Raw genomic sequence first — 14,132 nt, 5'->3', positions numbered from 1 at the left:
TGGTCCCCCTATATTGAGTAATTCATTACCACAAGCTGTTCCCTGCTCTTCTGGCAATGAAGTTGGCAAAGGTAAGTAATGTCACGCTGATCACGGCCTTGAACAATCCGATAGCAGTCGCATAGGAGTACCTGAAATTGTCTATACCGACACGTACAACATATACATCAACTGAATCTGACACTTCTCGTAGAGCTGGATTGGAAGCTAGGATCAAAATATCTTCGAATCCTGCATTCACCAGATTACCGATTGCCAAAATCATAAAGATGATTACAACTGGCATAATTGAAGGCAACGTTATCAAATATATCTGTTTAAACCGACTTGCACCATCCATCGAAGCCGCTTCGTATAAATGCGGGTCAATACCAGCAATGGCAGCTAAGTACACGATTGAAGCAAATCCAATTTCTTTCCATACATTGGTTGTAACTAAAATGCCCCAGAAATATTCTGTCATGGAAAGGAAGTTGATCGGTTCATCAATGAATTTCAATTTCTCAAGCAGCATATTTATACTGCCGTTATCTACGGATAACATCGAGGTAACCATTGAGCCGATAACTACCCAAGATAAGAAGTGAGGCAAGTAAGTAACGGTCTGAATCACTCGTTTAAAGAACATCTTACGGACTTCGTTCAGCATTAACGCCAAAATAATCGGTGCAGGAAATCCAAAACAAAACTTCAGTAAGCTGATGATGATTGTATTTTTCATAACCACTTCAAATTCAGGAGCATTAAAGAAGTAAATAAAGTGCTTTAAGCCAACCCAGTCACTGCTAATAAAGCTATTCCCTAACTTGTAATCCTGGAATGCAATTAGAATCCCGTACATGGGGATATAGGCAAAAATAAAAACTAGAACAAGTGCTGGTAATACCATAAGCTGTAGATCTATTTGCTTAAAAAAGCGTCTGATCCCGCTAGTTCGTTGCTTGTTGAGATTCGGTCCGGATCTCTTGTCTGGTGCGACGCTTGCGTTCGCCATAGGTGAATCCTCCTTGTGATGATTTTGAAGATATGTACAGATAATTGATGTCCTTTCTCCCTCCGCTATAGTTGCAACATTTATAAAATAATCATAAGGTTTAAGCGCTTTCAAAAATATATGACAAAACAACTATTATTGATACTTTGACACTCTCTTGCATTAGCTCGTCTCATATTCCTTAAGCTTGAATAAAAAAAGACACATACAGAGATAACATCTGTATGTGTCTTTGACTTTCTCCTTAATTAGCAAGAGTCCTCAGTATTTCTTCATTTATCTTTTCAGTAATTACTTTTTGGACCTTCCCATTATCCAGATAAACAATAGAAGGAACTGAATCTATCCCTAGCTTGGCAGCAAGTCCGGGTGACTTATATACATCTACCTTTGTGACCCTGACATCCGAATGGGATTGCTCAAATCCCTCAATTAGAGGCAATAACTCCCGACAGGAAGGATCTGTGGCATTCCATAAATAAACAACAGATGCTTTGCCTTGATTCAGAATTTGATGCTCATACACCTCACATTCAGATATATACTTCTCTGCACCATACCCTGCAATGGCACCATCGCCAACAGCGGTAGCAACTTGTTTTAGAAATTTATCGCACACATCTCCTGCTGCAAAGACCCCAGGTATATTCGTTTCCATTTTCTCATTAATAAGTACATATCCATTACGATTTAGATCTACTACCCCTGATAAAATTTCTGTGTTAGGGGTGTATCCAATAAATAAGAAACATGAATCGACCTTTACGTTTTGCAGTTCATTAGATTTTAAATTTTTCAGGACGACGGAATTCAAACGTTCCTCACCTTCGAAAGAACTTACCACCGTATTCCACATGAATTCCATTTTAGGGTTTTCTAGTGCCTGCGTTTTGGCAATTTCATTACAATCCATTTTCCCATGATCATGCATGACAGATACGATCACTTTATCTGCAAACTTAGTCAGAAACATCCCTTCCTCAATAGCTGCATCACCACTGCCAACGACCATAACTGTTTTCCCCGTATTTGCCGCAGCGTCACAGGTTGCACAAAAGGAAATTCCTTTATCATATAAGAACATATCTTCATTAGCTGCACCTGTAATTCTTGGTTTTCCTCCACTGGCTATGATAATGACTTTACATTCATATCGAACCCGAAAGGTTTCCACTACTTTAATCCCTTCCGCTGCCGAGACAGATTTGACATCTGTCATTTTGAAATCCACACCAAATTTTTTGGCTTGTTTATGAAATAATCCCATAAGATCTGTTCCGGTCGTTCCTTCAGGAAAACCAGGATAATTTTCTATTTCATTAGTATAAGTCGCAAGACCGCCTACCAGCGATTTTTCCAAAAGAAGTGTCTTCAATTTTGCTCGTCCACAATAGATCCCTGCTGTTAATCCAGCAGCCCCGCCACCGATAATGACGACATCATACTGTTCTGTCTTCTTTTCCATTTCAATTGACCCTCCTGTGTAGACTATGATTTCAATAAAATAGGCTGACTCTCGTCAGCACTATAAGCTCAGCCTATTTCACTTTTACATAAAGAATTTGGCTAATAATTTACTGCCTATAAATGCACCAACCAGCAGGAACAATCCAAAAATCCAGCCTGAAAGCGATAAAGAAGCTATAGCCGTAAATAATGCACCTATATTACATCCATTAGCCAGTCTAGCTCCGTACCCCATGAGCAACCCACCAAGTACAGCCGCCACTACCTGCTTTTTGGACTTAATTTTCTTAAGCTTGAACTCGGAAGCAAACAATGTCGCTGCTAATGCACCTAAGATAATCCCTACATTTCGAATAGACCCACCATCATTCAAAAATCCGGAAGATAATGTTTTTTGAGCTTTCTCCGTACTAAAGTAAGCCCAGTTATCTACATTTCCTCCTACCAGTCGATACGCCCAAGCTCCCCAGTCCGCGAAGGCGCTGGTTACTCCCCATCCTTTTGAGAAAACAGCCAGATGTGCTGTAGCGAACACAGCGAGAAGTACAGCTCCAGTTACATAAGTAAACGGTTCTTTGAGCAATTGCTTGTAAAAGCGGTTAGACGATATCTTCAACCAGAATTCGTTCACCGTTTCATTCACCGTCCTTTCCTACTTAGCGATCCTATTTTACCTTCTCAATAACAACTTCCCACTCGCCATCATCGACCTCTTCGATTTCCACATTATGTCCCTGTTTTCTCGCCCATTCTGGTACGTTTTTCATTGCGCAGCTATGATCAATAGCAACAACTAGAACGTCTCCAACATTTAGTTCAGTCATTTTCTTTTCTGTTCTCATTAACGGTACCGGACAAGCTTCTCCCAGGCAATCAAGTGTAAATTCAGCCATCTTAAAAACCACCTTTTATATTTTTTAAAATTCCTAATAGTGAAAATATTCACGTAATAACTTAAACTAATCTGCGCTTCCCATCTTTTTCTCTTGCCATTTAACTGCAGCGATGTACAACAGAAGAATGATCAGGAACTGAACAACTAGCGCTCCAAGCCAACCAAAGACGTCTGGTAAAAATACAGTGGGTGCATCCTTTATAACGTTAGCTCTCCACCAACCCATATCATGTGATCCCCAAAGTGACCCAATGACAAAAAACACAAGTGACAACATCTGCATCGTGAATCCTTCACCTACACGCATCAATGTACCCGAAGCGCAACCCCCTGCAATAACCATGCCTATTCCGAATAATACTGCGCCAATTATCAAAGCAAAACTGATTTGACCCACATTATCCATCCCAGGAATCGGTTTACCTTCCAGGAATGCTGGATACTTTATGGCTGTAAATCCGATCGTAGCGAGAGAAAATGCTATCAGTACAGCTCTTGTTACCGATGTGCTGCCTGTAATACATGGATCTCTAAGTGATGCAGTAAAACAGAAACGTGATCTTTGCAAAATAACGCCAAACGAAATACCGAAAAGCAGGTAGACAACCATTTTATCGTGGGAATGGTCTAGGAAAAAACCAAACCCAATAATGAGAACTGTGACCAGCAACGCGATGGGCAACTGACTCTTTTTAGGTTTTCTAGGAGCTCTGGTTCGGGTTGATTTCGTTTCGGGACTTACGGTTTGCCCCATAGTCTAACACCTCCATCGTTTTATGTAATTGACTATGTGAAAATAGTAACATACTTATTTGCGCTGTGGTTATCTGCTTTCTTTATGCTGTATAAGTGTTACTAATGGCACAGATGGAGCGTAATCAAGTATGCTATAGTTTGCACTAACAGCGGGCAACAGGAGGAATAAGTATGAATATGGAAACGCTTAAATTATTTTTAGATATTGCTTCGTTAAAAAGTATATCTAAAGCCGCTCAGAAATCTCATATCACCCAATCCGCACTGAGTCAGCAGTTGAAATCCTGGGAGAATACCTTGGGTTCTGAGCTTTTTGTGAGAAGTAATAAAGGGGCCAGCCTAACAGAAGCAGGGATTATAGCAGAGAAGTATGCGGAGCAAATCTGTAAATTGTATGATGATATGGTCACAGAGATCAATCATTTACAGCCAACACAACATGAGCTGTCTATTTATGCGATTCCAGAAGTCTGTAATTATGCCCTGCCATGTACTTTATATGAGGTAAAAAAGCATTTTCCCAATTGCCATATCACTCTAAACGAAGGGGCATCGTCACTGGTAGAAGAACGTTTGCTTCTTGAAGAAGGTGATGTTGGCTTTATTTCCGGGCCTTCCCCGAAATCTGAATTAAGCTCCAATATGGTGTTTTCTGATCAAGTTATGCTAGTGGCAAGCAGTACGACCGTTTGTCCTGATAAAATCACACTGAATGAGCTCCCTAAATATCCGTTAATCTGGTCCTCACAGCTTCATTGTGTGCAAAGGGCTTTAAATAACATATCTGCGGGTGAGCTTAAATTAAACATACTGTTTAATCTGGACTCCCTTGAGGCGGTAAAGCTTGCTGCAATTAGAGGACATGGTGTTGCCTTTCTGCCTTATATGTCCATAAAAAAAGAGTTGTATAGTAAACAACTCAAGATTATTCATATTGATCAGTTCCAAGTAAATAACGATGTCTACATGGTAAAAAAACATAATCAGCGTTGTGACAATGATACGAAACAATTAATTCGTTATATAGAAAAGACATTGATTGATACATTGTGTTGAACTTATATCTCAATCGTAATCTCCCATACCCCATTAATAACTTCTTGGATGGTACATTTCAAATTTGAACCACGACAGTAATCCGTGATGGAAACTTTTGCGCAGCTATGATCAGTAACCAGCATCACCTGTTCGCCATTTTGAATGGCTTTTTGATGTTTTTTTAACATCATTACTGGTACTGGACAGATTTCTCCCAGACAATCAATTTCAATCATGAAGTTACCATACTGAATTGAATGGGTAGCACCCCCACGTTTGTTTCGATCTTTATCGAGCCAGCTTCACCAAGGATCCCCTTTGTTTTTAAAGCAAATAAAGATGCCATTGTAGCATGTCCACAAAGATTGATCTCATGGCCTGGCGTAAAATACTTAAGCCTTAAATCAGCTACATCTGATGAGACTACAAAAACTGTTTCGTTAAAACCGACCTTATGAGCTATCGCTTGCATGTCACTTTCGCTCAAATGAGCCGCATCTAATACTACACCAGCTGGATTTCCTTTGTTGGGATAAGGAGAAAAAGCATCATAATGAAGTACTTTTATGTTGTTCATTGGTTAGTCTCCTTTCAATTTATTTCAATAAAGCTTGATAACTTCACGAAGTGAGAAACTCAGCAGTAAAAATTTCTATTTCTCTTAAAACTTCTTGGCGGTTAGATATCGCATTACATATATAAAAACGGTCTTTATTGTGCTCATGAAACTGTTTAATTACATTAGGCTGCTGATTTAAGAATTCTTTATGAAGAGCTTCACAATCAAGATGAGTATCATGAAGTTCCTTGAGTTCAAATACAAGGACATCTTTTTTGTGCTGGATTATTTCACAGACCACATCTTTTGCGTATATACCGTGAGTTAATAAGATTCTTAATGCCGATAGGTCATTGGCTTTTTCCTGTGAAATCTTAATTAATTCTGCTTGTATCTGTTGGACTTGTTTCGTGTTCCAATGATCAATTAATTTTTCGAAAATCCAATACACCCATTCTTGATCATCGCTGTGTTGATTTAGTACATCTTTAACATATGGAATCATCGGATCCCCTATTTCAAGTAAAAAACCAGCTATTTCCCCCGCACCTGGCCAATTTAAATCTTGTATCCATTCAAGCAAACCCGGCAATATGCTTTTCACACGTGGATATCCTAAACGTATGACTGTTTCAGCCGCTCCATCCCAATAGTCTTTTGATATAGGTTGTACTAATAAATGCAAAGCTTCATCCTTTATATATTGTAGCTTATTAATTGCATCTTCCTTTTCCTCTTCGCGTGTGTGCCATGATAATTTTTTGATTAGACTAGATGCTTCTTCCACTAGATTCACCCTTTGAACTTGAATTTTCCACCACGCCGTTCTAGCTACAACACTGCTTTCTTCCGCTTCATTATCCAAATTATTAATAAGACGATAACCGATGTCCCCAATAAGAAATACATCCAAATCGTTTTTTTAACCAATTCATCATTGGGATAATGGCCTTTATTATAAGCTTTTACAAAGATATCCTCTTGGGTCTTAATAGCAATGTAATCTTTTGGATCGGTATTGATAATTGAGTAGTAGGGCGTACCTTTAGGATAAATATTCGAGAAATTCCCCCTGTACGTGCCTTCCTCATCGGAATATTTAGTTACATGCCCTATCTTCTTATCGATTTCTTCGGAGGGGATGAGTTCATCGTCTGATATTTCGTAGATGTCACCTGAATAAACAACAAACGAACCGGCCCAATCCGCGTAGACCGCATGTAATGGCAATAAAGCAATTATGGCTAGAATTACAATAATGAATTTCTTCATCTCAACCTCCTAGCTTTGGGATTCGATTGATTTATAGATTGTTTTGAAATCTTTTCCATTATTTAATCCATCAATAAGCTCCACTAAACCTGACAAAGATTCCAAACCATCTATTAATTTCTGAATGGGCGATCACATCCGCGTTAAATCCGTCTGGATCAATATCGTTCAAAAGTATCGTTGTTGTGACCTCTGTAAAATCTGGTTCTACATAAAAGGTTGAGGATTTATCATATAGACAACAATCAGCATCAGAAGCAAAAATGAAAGAAATGCGGTGATGATTATGAGTTTCTTTCTTTTTTTGATCATAGGGATTAACTCCTTACGATTTAGATACAAAGTGATTTCCGATAAATGTATTTATGATCCTCATCCATATCCGTTGATTTCATATACCCCACACTGCGCCAAAACCTTTCATTTGCATCATTAGTCGGGGTTAACTCGATATACTTTGCACCGTCTGCATAAACATGTTTTTCGACCATTGAATAGGCAAATTCACCATACCCTAAATTCCGATACGTAGGTTCAATATAATACTCCATTAAAAAACACTTTCCACCCTCATCAAAATAAGTAACATACATTAAAAATCCAAGCACAGTACCGTCCTTATGTATAAGAAACAAATTTAAAGGATTTATATCTCTTGTTCTTAGCTCTTCAATGATCTCTCTATACTCGTCTGAATAAAAGTAATCCAGGTCAAAATCATCGCCCATAGATACGTGGAGAGATAATTCATTAATGTAACTATTAAAAAGTCCCCAAAATATATCTACATCCGATTGATCTTTTGCTGCAAAAACCTCTAAATGGATCGTATTCATTTCAACCTCCTTAATCATAGTTTTTAATGAAAATCTTAAACGAACTCTCAATTGCGTCAAAATCAGTCGAGCCAATAATTTGATCCATGACCTTGCCATCAGAGTTTATAAAAAACAACGCAGGAAAAGCTTGTTCACCAAATTGTTTATGGAGATCACCTGTTTCATCTAGGAGAACAGGATACTTTATGTTGTAATCCGCCACGTATTGTTTTACTTCAGAAAGATCATCTTGATAAAGCAAATTGATTCCGTATATGTTCACTCTATTTTTATATTTCTCATACAATGAGACAATCTTAGGAGCGTCGTCATTACAATATGGACACCATGAGGTGAAAAATACGAATACAGTGGGTTTCTCCGTGAAGTCCACTTGTATTTTGTTTCCATTCGCCAACTCTTTTAGTTCAATGTTCTCAGGACTCTTAATGGGTTTAGAAGTGTTGTTTACTACGACAAGTATAATCGAGCTTAATGCAATCAAAAATATAAATGTACTTACAATAATAGATATCTTCTTCAAAAATAATCCGTCCTTTTATACTTCCTTAGTTACATTAAGCTTTTTCCATTTGCGAATCTTAGAACGAAAAGTCTTAAACGGTGCTACTGAATTAATATGAATCCATTTGACCATTGGCCATCTTGGATTGTTTCCTGTCCATTTCCGCACGCCTTGCGTAAAAAGTTCTTCATCACTTAAAGAATCAATCCAGTTCTGCCACTGATGCTCTGTCTCTTGAAATAAAGATCTTAACTCGTCTAATGAGTAGGCAGCATATGTATGATAAAACGATTGATATAATCCGCCAAGCTGATTCCATTTATAATCCGGTGAAGGTGTAATAACGGTTAACCCTGCTTTTTCATCCTTATCCCATTTCATAATAAGATTCAACCAGCCCAATTGATAAGCAATGATTTCTGCTGGGGTACGATCAACCCCTTCCATACGATTGTCTCTTTGGGAGTGCTCAATGCCATCAAATTCATGATCAAGAGACTGATAGGCAATATGAATCGCATCTTTCAATTCTTCTTTTGATAGATAATCTTGTGTAGACATCATACCCCTCCTTTAAAACACTTTTTTAAATTACTTTACAAACGTATTATGTACTCGCTCTGATTTCAATAAATATGCAGTCCAAATTGCACACGTAAACACTGACCTAATGATCCCTTTGAGTGAATCTCCATTTCCAAGTTCTCTGGCAAGCGGAATTTGATAAAGAATTTCACAAAGTGATTTTATTGCCCACAACAATACACTTACTGTTACTGCCATGCCCAAGCTCAGCTGTCTTTATGATAGGAATGGAGGCGGAATGGCTAATTTCCTTCACATACTCTTCTACTATCGGGAATTCATTAAAGTTCTCAAGTTCTGAAAACGAGCCTAGAATCAATCCAGCACAAGCATCAAAATATTTCAATTGCTGGAGCTGAGCAAAAAAGGAGACTATTTTGTTAGCTCTGCCACTTAAACTCTCCAACAATAATATTTTGTCACAAGGATCCGGAAAATAGCTTGTCCCTGCCAGCTTCAAAAAACAGCGAATATTCCCCCCGATTACTATCCCGCTCATCTGGTTACCACGAATCCAATGATACCGGAAACTGTAAAGATCGTTTTGACCCTCGAAGAATGTTCGATAAAAAGCCCTTTGCTGCTCCGCCCCATCAGAAGACACTAAATTCATCAACTGATAATGATAGGATTTCGAATTATTTTGCGTAAATAAAGCGTTCAAAATAACTGACAAATCACTCATTCCAAAAAAGGGTTTGGGGTTCATTCGGATACTTTCATAGTCTATGTACTCTAAGATCTGATTGGCAGAATCCCCGCCTGAAATATCGAATATCGCGCTAATTTCAGTATTTTCAAATAGTTGATTCAGCTCCGCTGCTCTTTCCTTGGGATTGCCGCTGAAATAACCCTCTTTTCTAAACAAAGTATTAGCCATCACTACATGGAGTCCAAATGAATGCAAAACTCTTTTTAATTCCTCTACTTTAGCTAGGTTTTCTACTCTCACACCATCTGAACAAGCAATCAGTCCTACTTTATTCCCGCGAGTAAATTTTAAGGTTGTGTTCATTTTAATAATCCTTTCGATTCTACTTTTTAGTTTAATCTCCTCAAATTTACGATCATATTTACACCATACCATATTTAGGGATTTGAATCATTTTCTTCTTGAAATTATGAAACCACAACATGGTAATATAAGTATAATAATGCAAGATCAAATACATTGGGGGTGTACTAATGCGTAAATCACCGTTGATATTAAGCATGATATTATTATCCCTGGCGTTAATTATGGGATGTAGTTCAGAAGTAGATGATGCTACTAAAGCCGCAGAGAAATATAAAAATGTAGAATATACCGTCAAGGCTTCTGAGGATTTAATGTCTGATGAATCCATTCTTGCGCGAAATGAAGAGATGAAACCGTATTTTACAGAATACTTTTCCGAAAAGGCTATAGCGAACCGAATTACAATTATCCCATTTAAAATCGCTGATAAACAAAAGCTTTCTTTAAAACCGGAAAACCTAAAATTCAACCTTTCCGAACAAAAAAAAGAGATTATCGAGTTAAAATATACGGTGGATCTTGTTTTATTGGATAAGGATGACAAAGAAAGTAAACGTGTGCCTTTGGAAGGTATATTGACTCTCTTTGATGTGGATAGTAAATGGTTAGTTCAAGGGGATCGATTTGATACTGTAGCATTAATGAACTTGATTGATGGGTGAATTTGAATATCCTTCTTATCACAAAAAGCAGACTGCTCTAATGAGCAACCTGCTTTTTTGAATTACATTATTTTTTTGCTCATCCTATAATTGACCAACAAAACACCTTTTCGTTCTATACTTTGTTTCGCAATAAGCTGGTACCCCTGTCGTTCAAAAAAAGGTTTAGCAGTGATGCTTGCTTCGGTATCCATTTCATAAAGACCCTGTTCTTTTGCTTTCAATTCAAGCTTATTCGCCAATGCAGAGGCTACACCTTGCCCTTGGTAATCCTTGTGAACATATAATCGATCCAAATGTCCTTCTGCTGTCATATCAGAAAAGCCCACAATAATATTATTAATTTCGGCTACATAAGTGATATTTTGACGTAAAGAAGCTCTCCAAGTATTAAGCTTAAGTGCCTCTTCCTCTTTAGGTGCCCAAGCATCCAGCTGTTCCTGTGAGTAGTCTTGTTTGTTTACGGAATGAACTGTTTCGTAGAACAATGAGACAATTTGACTAAGATCCGATTCTCGGTAAGCTCTAATATTCATTTTGATCTCCTTGCTGGCGATTGTAGTAACAGAAGTCAATCTCAGAACTCCACTAGATCAATTTTCCGGCCAGATTCAGCACTTTCCAGCGCTCCGAACACCATTGCCATACTATACCGATTATCTCTACAATTCGTCTCTGCAGGACGTTGCTCTGCTAATGACAAGAACATCTCATCCAAACACCCGTGATGGAATGTTTTACTCATCTCAACGTTTTCACCATTTAGACGCTTTACGTCACGAATGAACTTATCACTCTGATCTCCTGCAGTAACTACCTCAGCATATGGCAGCTCATGACCATCCCAGATTGCGGTTCCTTTCTCCCCGTTAACCCGCCAAGAAGCTTCCCATGACGTGGATGCACCTTCTGCACACCAAGATCCCTGATAGGTAAATATTGAACCGTCGGACATCTCGAAAATGCACACTGCCGAAGCATTCCCCTCATACCATGAACCGGGAGGATTAAACTCCTGACAGTATACGGACACAGGGTTCGCGCCACTAATAAACCGGGCCTGGTCGAAGGTATGAATCGCCATATCCAGCAGCAACGGACTTTTCATAACATCACGGAATCCCCCGAAATGAGCCCCAAGGAAAAAGCTTGCACCGATAAATCCTGTTCTTCCGATGGTTCCTGATTCTATGATTTTTCTTAAAGAACGAATACGAGGATCATAACGGCGGTTCTGCATCACAGCATGAGCGTCTCCAGTCCGTTCCGAGATCTCAACAATCTTATTACATTCCTCCATAGTCTCAGCTAAAGGTTTCTCACTAAACACATTACATCCAAGTTCCAATGCAGTGCTAGAAATATTGAAATGACTTCCTGGAACAGTAACGTCAAAGATGAGATTTGCTGCGGTCTCCTGTATCGCCTGCTTAATATCCGTAAACGTCAGACATGAAATCCCATGCTTCACGGCCATCGCCTCAGCTGACTCCAACCTTATATCTACTAGAGCAACGATCTTAGTATCTGGACGCAATAAAGCGTATTCAATCCATGCATTAGCCATTCCTCCGCAACCTGCAACTACTACCCGATACTGTGCTGTCATATTTCTCCCCCTGACTTATTAAAGCGGATTAGGCACAAAGCTGCCTCCGCGGCATTGTTTTAAATGATTCAAGGCATGTACTTGACCCGTCATTTCCAGTTCATCCCGATAGACAGGATCATGCCAACCTTCAATATCAATGGTGCCTTTATAACCAGCCTGACGCAAAATGGAGATCACATCCGTCCAGTTCGTATCACCAAAACCCGGAGTACGGTGCCATACATAAGGTTTCGGGCCGTGGATTCCATATTCTTTTACAATATCCCAAGCGATGGTGGCATCCTTGCCGTGTACATGGAAAATCTTATCTGTCCATTTGCGCAGCTGTGGAATCGGGTCAATCAACTGCACCATCTGATGGCAGGGCTCCCATTCGAGTCCGATATTGTCAGCAGGGACAGCGTTAAACATCTTTTCCCAGGCTATTGGATGATGAGCGATATTCCAGTCCCCTGAAGTCCAATTGCCATCCATGGAACAGTTCTCAAAAGCAATTCTTACTCCGCGATCTGCTGCTCTTTTTGTCAGCTCACCAAATACCTCGGCAAACTTCGGAATCGATTCATCAATGGACACTCCTGGTAGTCGTCCCGTGAATCCTGATACCATATCAGTACCAAATACATGAGCAAGATCAATAAGCCGTTCCCAGCTCGCTAATGCATCGGAATTGTCACCCGTATTCGTCAAAGGATTGCCAAAGATGCCAACCGATGAAATCACAAAATCATGTTTTGCCGCAAGTTCTTGCACACGCTTACCAGTTTCCACAAGATCTGTTTCACCTGTAGTCTGCCAGAAGGTTAAGCTAAAAGATTCGAAGCCATGACCTACGATTTGCGGAATCACTCTAACAGCATCTCCGCCTCCAACTAATGTGCCTATACGCATTGTATCCTTCATCTTGTGTACCACTCCAATATTGGTTTATAGTAAGTTCTATAACCCGAGTATATACTGCATTTGAGCTTAAAACTCTTATTATATTGTGTTTATATAGTCGTATATTGTGGGAGTTGAATAAATATTGAGCTATCCTAATGATCTTAAAGAATACCCTCAATTAGAAGGAAACACCTATCCGTTTCGATTGTTTTTTAATGAATGCAAACATGCGAAAATCGGCCAGAACATCCTTTTTCTACACTGGCATGAGCATTTCGAAATCATTATCATGCAAGCAGGCAGCGCCATTTTCCACATCGATAGCAAGCCCTACGAACTGCATCCCGGAGAGGTTTTGTTTGTTCCTTCTGGAGGTTTGCATGTTGGATATAGTCTGCGGGATGATCATGTCCGATTTATATCCGTCGTATTTCATAGTTCTTTATTTAAAGATTGGAAGCAAGATCCTCAACATGAACAATTCGTAGCTCCCTATTTGGAGAATCGATATCAGCTACCAGTTAAACCAGCGGCACTAGTTCCAACCTGTTCTACTTATTACTCTCTTCTGAACACTATCGTGGATGAAGTGCATCAGAAAGGTCCTGCATTTCAGCTGATCATCAAAAATCAACTTCATCTGCTTTTTGTATTGCTCTCCCGTACCTTTTTGCCTGAGCAGGTTTCTGGCAGAACAAATGAACGTCAATCCTTCAATCGTGAGCGTTTTAAGCCATTGCTGGAGTACATGGAGAACCATTTTGATGAGAAAATGACTATTGAAAGCGCCGCGAGATCCGTTAATCTAAATCCATACCATTTCTGCAAAACCTTTAAGAAGCTCACCGGCCGAACCTTCATCGATTATGTTAATCTTTGCCGCGTAAATGAAGCAGAACGACTGTTGCTGGAGACAGATTTTACTGTAACGGAGATTGCTGGACGAGTGGGCTGCGACAATCCTAATTATTTTACCAAGCTGTTTAAGCAATATAAAGGAACTACACCATCCGGTATTAGAAAATAATTCACACTGGAAAATAGG

At 39.2% G+C, this 14,132-nt stretch carries 18 protein-coding genes and 1 pseudogene; 3 read left to right on the top strand and 16 right to left on the bottom strand.

The annotated features are described in order from the left end of the window. Positions 1-25: 25 nt before the first annotated feature. From NST94_RS13445 to NST94_RS13425, 5 genes are all read right to left on the bottom strand, one after another. Positions 26-994: an ABC transporter permease subunit gene (locus NST94_RS13445; RefSeq protein WP_076129315.1), complete on the bottom strand. Its 969-nt coding sequence runs from the start codon at positions 992-994 to the stop codon at positions 26-28. Between the two features lie 244 nt (positions 995-1,238). After that, positions 1,239-2,459 carry an FAD-dependent oxidoreductase gene (locus NST94_RS13440; RefSeq protein WP_339190900.1) on the bottom strand — a complete coding sequence of 407 codons (1,221 nt, stop codon included), beginning with the start codon at positions 2,457-2,459 and terminating at the stop codon, positions 1,239-1,241. Between the two features lie 84 nt (positions 2,460-2,543). After that, a complete protein-coding gene (locus tag NST94_RS13435; RefSeq protein WP_232061338.1) occupies positions 2,544-3,104 on the bottom strand; it encodes a YeeE/YedE thiosulfate transporter family protein in 561 nt (186 codons plus the stop codon). Positions 3,105-3,126: 22 nt separating this feature from the next. Then, a complete protein-coding gene (locus NST94_RS13430) occupies positions 3,127-3,354 on the bottom strand; it encodes a sulfurtransferase TusA family protein (protein WP_076129313.1) in 228 nt (75 codons plus the stop codon). A 66-nt stretch (positions 3,355-3,420) separates the two neighbouring features. Continuing rightward, positions 3,421-4,110, bottom strand: coding sequence for a YeeE/YedE thiosulfate transporter family protein (locus NST94_RS13425; RefSeq protein ID WP_076135115.1), 690 nt, complete (start codon positions 4,108-4,110; stop codon positions 3,421-3,423). A gap of 173 nt (positions 4,111-4,283) precedes the next feature. Here NST94_RS13425 and NST94_RS13420 point away from each other — a divergent pair, with 173 nt between their 5' ends. Beyond that, complete coding sequence (locus NST94_RS13420; protein WP_076135116.1) at positions 4,284-5,168, top strand: LysR family transcriptional regulator; 885 nt, start codon at positions 4,284-4,286, stop codon at positions 5,166-5,168. Between the two features lie 2 nt (positions 5,169-5,170). Here NST94_RS13420 and NST94_RS13415 read toward each other — a convergent pair whose 3' ends face one another. The 8 genes and pseudogenes from NST94_RS13415 to NST94_RS13380 form a co-directional block, all read right to left on the bottom strand. Next, positions 5,171-5,386, bottom strand: coding sequence for a sulfurtransferase TusA family protein (locus NST94_RS13415; RefSeq protein ID WP_076129310.1), 216 nt, complete (start codon positions 5,384-5,386; stop codon positions 5,171-5,173). Positions 5,387-5,400: 14 nt separating this feature from the next. Further along, positions 5,401-5,727 (bottom strand): annotated as a pseudogene (locus NST94_RS13410) (PhzF family phenazine biosynthesis isomerase); the annotation flags it as partial. 43 nt (positions 5,728-5,770) lie between these two features. Next, positions 5,771-6,574, bottom strand: coding sequence for a DUF5071 domain-containing protein (locus tag NST94_RS13405; protein ID WP_339282069.1), 804 nt, complete (start codon positions 6,572-6,574; stop codon positions 5,771-5,773). Further along, positions 6,541-6,981 carry a hypothetical protein gene (locus NST94_RS13400; RefSeq protein ID WP_175617375.1) on the bottom strand — a complete coding sequence of 147 codons (441 nt, stop codon included), beginning with the start codon at positions 6,979-6,981 and terminating at the stop codon, positions 6,541-6,543. Before NST94_RS13400 ends, NST94_RS13405 begins: the two co-directional genes overlap by 34 nt. A gap of 332 nt (positions 6,982-7,313) precedes the next feature. Continuing rightward, the gene (locus tag NST94_RS13395) at positions 7,314-7,817 is read right to left on the bottom strand and encodes a GNAT family N-acetyltransferase (RefSeq protein ID WP_076185971.1); all 504 of its coding nucleotides are present in this window, start codon (positions 7,815-7,817) and stop codon (positions 7,314-7,316) included. Between the two features lie 10 nt (positions 7,818-7,827). Then, on the bottom strand, positions 7,828-8,343 hold the full coding sequence (locus NST94_RS13390; RefSeq protein WP_076185973.1) for a TlpA disulfide reductase family protein: 516 nt from the start codon (positions 8,341-8,343) through the stop codon (positions 7,828-7,830). Positions 8,344-8,358: 15 nt separating this feature from the next. After that, the gene (locus NST94_RS13385; RefSeq protein ID WP_076278990.1) at positions 8,359-8,886 is read right to left on the bottom strand and encodes a ClbS/DfsB family four-helix bundle protein; all 528 of its coding nucleotides are present in this window, start codon (positions 8,884-8,886) and stop codon (positions 8,359-8,361) included. A 172-nt stretch (positions 8,887-9,058) separates the two neighbouring features. Beyond that, complete coding sequence (locus tag NST94_RS13380) at positions 9,059-9,925, bottom strand: S66 peptidase family protein (RefSeq protein WP_339282068.1); 867 nt, start codon at positions 9,923-9,925, stop codon at positions 9,059-9,061. A gap of 170 nt (positions 9,926-10,095) precedes the next feature. Here NST94_RS13380 and NST94_RS13375 point away from each other — a divergent pair, with 170 nt between their 5' ends. Further along, positions 10,096-10,590, top strand: coding sequence for a hypothetical protein (locus NST94_RS13375; RefSeq protein WP_339282066.1), 495 nt, complete (start codon positions 10,096-10,098; stop codon positions 10,588-10,590). A 62-nt stretch (positions 10,591-10,652) separates the two neighbouring features. Here the strand turns inward: NST94_RS13375 and NST94_RS13370 are convergent, their stop codons facing one another. Genes NST94_RS13370 through NST94_RS13360 form a run of 3 tightly spaced genes read right to left on the bottom strand, consistent with a single transcriptional unit; the run spans position 10,653 to position 13,105 of the window. Continuing rightward, positions 10,653-11,126, bottom strand: coding sequence for a GNAT family N-acetyltransferase (locus NST94_RS13370; protein WP_339282065.1), 474 nt, complete (start codon positions 11,124-11,126; stop codon positions 10,653-10,655). Between the two features lie 41 nt (positions 11,127-11,167). Then, a complete protein-coding gene (locus tag NST94_RS13365; RefSeq protein ID WP_339282064.1) occupies positions 11,168-12,199 on the bottom strand; it encodes a Gfo/Idh/MocA family oxidoreductase in 1,032 nt (343 codons plus the stop codon). Between the two features lie 18 nt (positions 12,200-12,217). Then, positions 12,218-13,105 (bottom strand): sugar phosphate isomerase/epimerase family protein, encoded by an 888-nt coding sequence (locus NST94_RS13360; RefSeq protein WP_339282063.1) that lies wholly within the window; start codon positions 13,103-13,105, stop codon positions 12,218-12,220. 124 nt (positions 13,106-13,229) lie between these two features. Here NST94_RS13360 and NST94_RS13355 point away from each other — a divergent pair, with 124 nt between their 5' ends. Beyond that, on the top strand, positions 13,230-14,114 hold the full coding sequence (locus NST94_RS13355; protein ID WP_076129302.1) for an AraC family transcriptional regulator: 885 nt from the start codon (positions 13,230-13,232) through the stop codon (positions 14,112-14,114). Positions 14,115-14,132: the final 18 nt, after the last annotated feature.

The sequence above is a fragment of the Paenibacillus sp. FSL H8-0282 genome, from assembly GCF_037963825.1.
Taxonomy (GTDB): domain Bacteria; phylum Bacillota; class Bacilli; order Paenibacillales; family Paenibacillaceae; genus Paenibacillus_AQ; species Paenibacillus_AQ odorifer.
Note: the sequence above shows the minus strand (reverse complement) of the source record. Positions and strands in the feature narration are given on the sequence as shown.

What these genes read in the sequence shown, in the direction of transcription:
- NST94_RS13365 (WP_339282064.1), bottom strand. Translation starts at nt 12,199, where the DNA reads ATGACAGCACAGTATCGGGTAGTAGTTGCAGGTTGCGGAGGAATGGCT.
- NST94_RS13375 (WP_339282066.1), top strand. Translation starts at nt 10,096, where the DNA reads ATGCGTAAATCACCGTTGATATTAAGCATGATATTATTATCCCTGGCG.
- NST94_RS13395 (WP_076185971.1), bottom strand. Translation starts at nt 7,817, where the DNA reads ATGAATACGATCCATTTAGAGGTTTTTGCAGCAAAAGATCAATCGGAT.
- NST94_RS13430 (WP_076129313.1), bottom strand. Translation starts at nt 3,354, where the DNA reads ATGGCTGAATTTACACTTGATTGCCTGGGAGAAGCTTGTCCGGTACCG.
- NST94_RS13420 (WP_076135116.1), top strand. Translation starts at nt 4,284, where the DNA reads ATGAATATGGAAACGCTTAAATTATTTTTAGATATTGCTTCGTTAAAA.
- NST94_RS13440 (WP_339190900.1), bottom strand. Translation starts at nt 2,459, where the DNA reads ATGGAAAAGAAGACAGAACAGTATGATGTCGTCATTATCGGTGGCGGG.
- NST94_RS13415 (WP_076129310.1), bottom strand. Translation starts at nt 5,386, where the DNA reads ATGATTGAAATTGATTGTCTGGGAGAAATCTGTCCAGTACCAGTAATG.
- NST94_RS13425 (WP_076135115.1), bottom strand. Translation starts at nt 4,110, where the DNA reads ATGGGGCAAACCGTAAGTCCCGAAACGAAATCAACCCGAACCAGAGCT.
- NST94_RS13400 (WP_175617375.1), bottom strand. Translation starts at nt 6,981, where the DNA reads ATGAAGAAATTCATTATTGTAATTCTAGCCATAATTGCTTTATTGCCA.
- NST94_RS13370 (WP_339282065.1), bottom strand. Translation starts at nt 11,126, where the DNA reads ATGAATATTAGAGCTTACCGAGAATCGGATCTTAGTCAAATTGTCTCA.
- NST94_RS13360 (WP_339282063.1), bottom strand. Translation starts at nt 13,105, where the DNA reads ATGAAGGATACAATGCGTATAGGCACATTAGTTGGAGGCGGAGATGCT.
- NST94_RS13380 (WP_339282068.1), bottom strand. Translation starts at nt 9,925, where the DNA reads ATGAACACAACCTTAAAATTTACTCGCGGGAATAAAGTAGGACTGATT.
- NST94_RS13385 (WP_076278990.1), bottom strand. Translation starts at nt 8,886, where the DNA reads ATGTCTACACAAGATTATCTATCAAAAGAAGAATTGAAAGATGCGATT.
- NST94_RS13445 (WP_076129315.1), bottom strand. Translation starts at nt 994, where the DNA reads ATGGCGAACGCAAGCGTCGCACCAGACAAGAGATCCGGACCGAATCTC.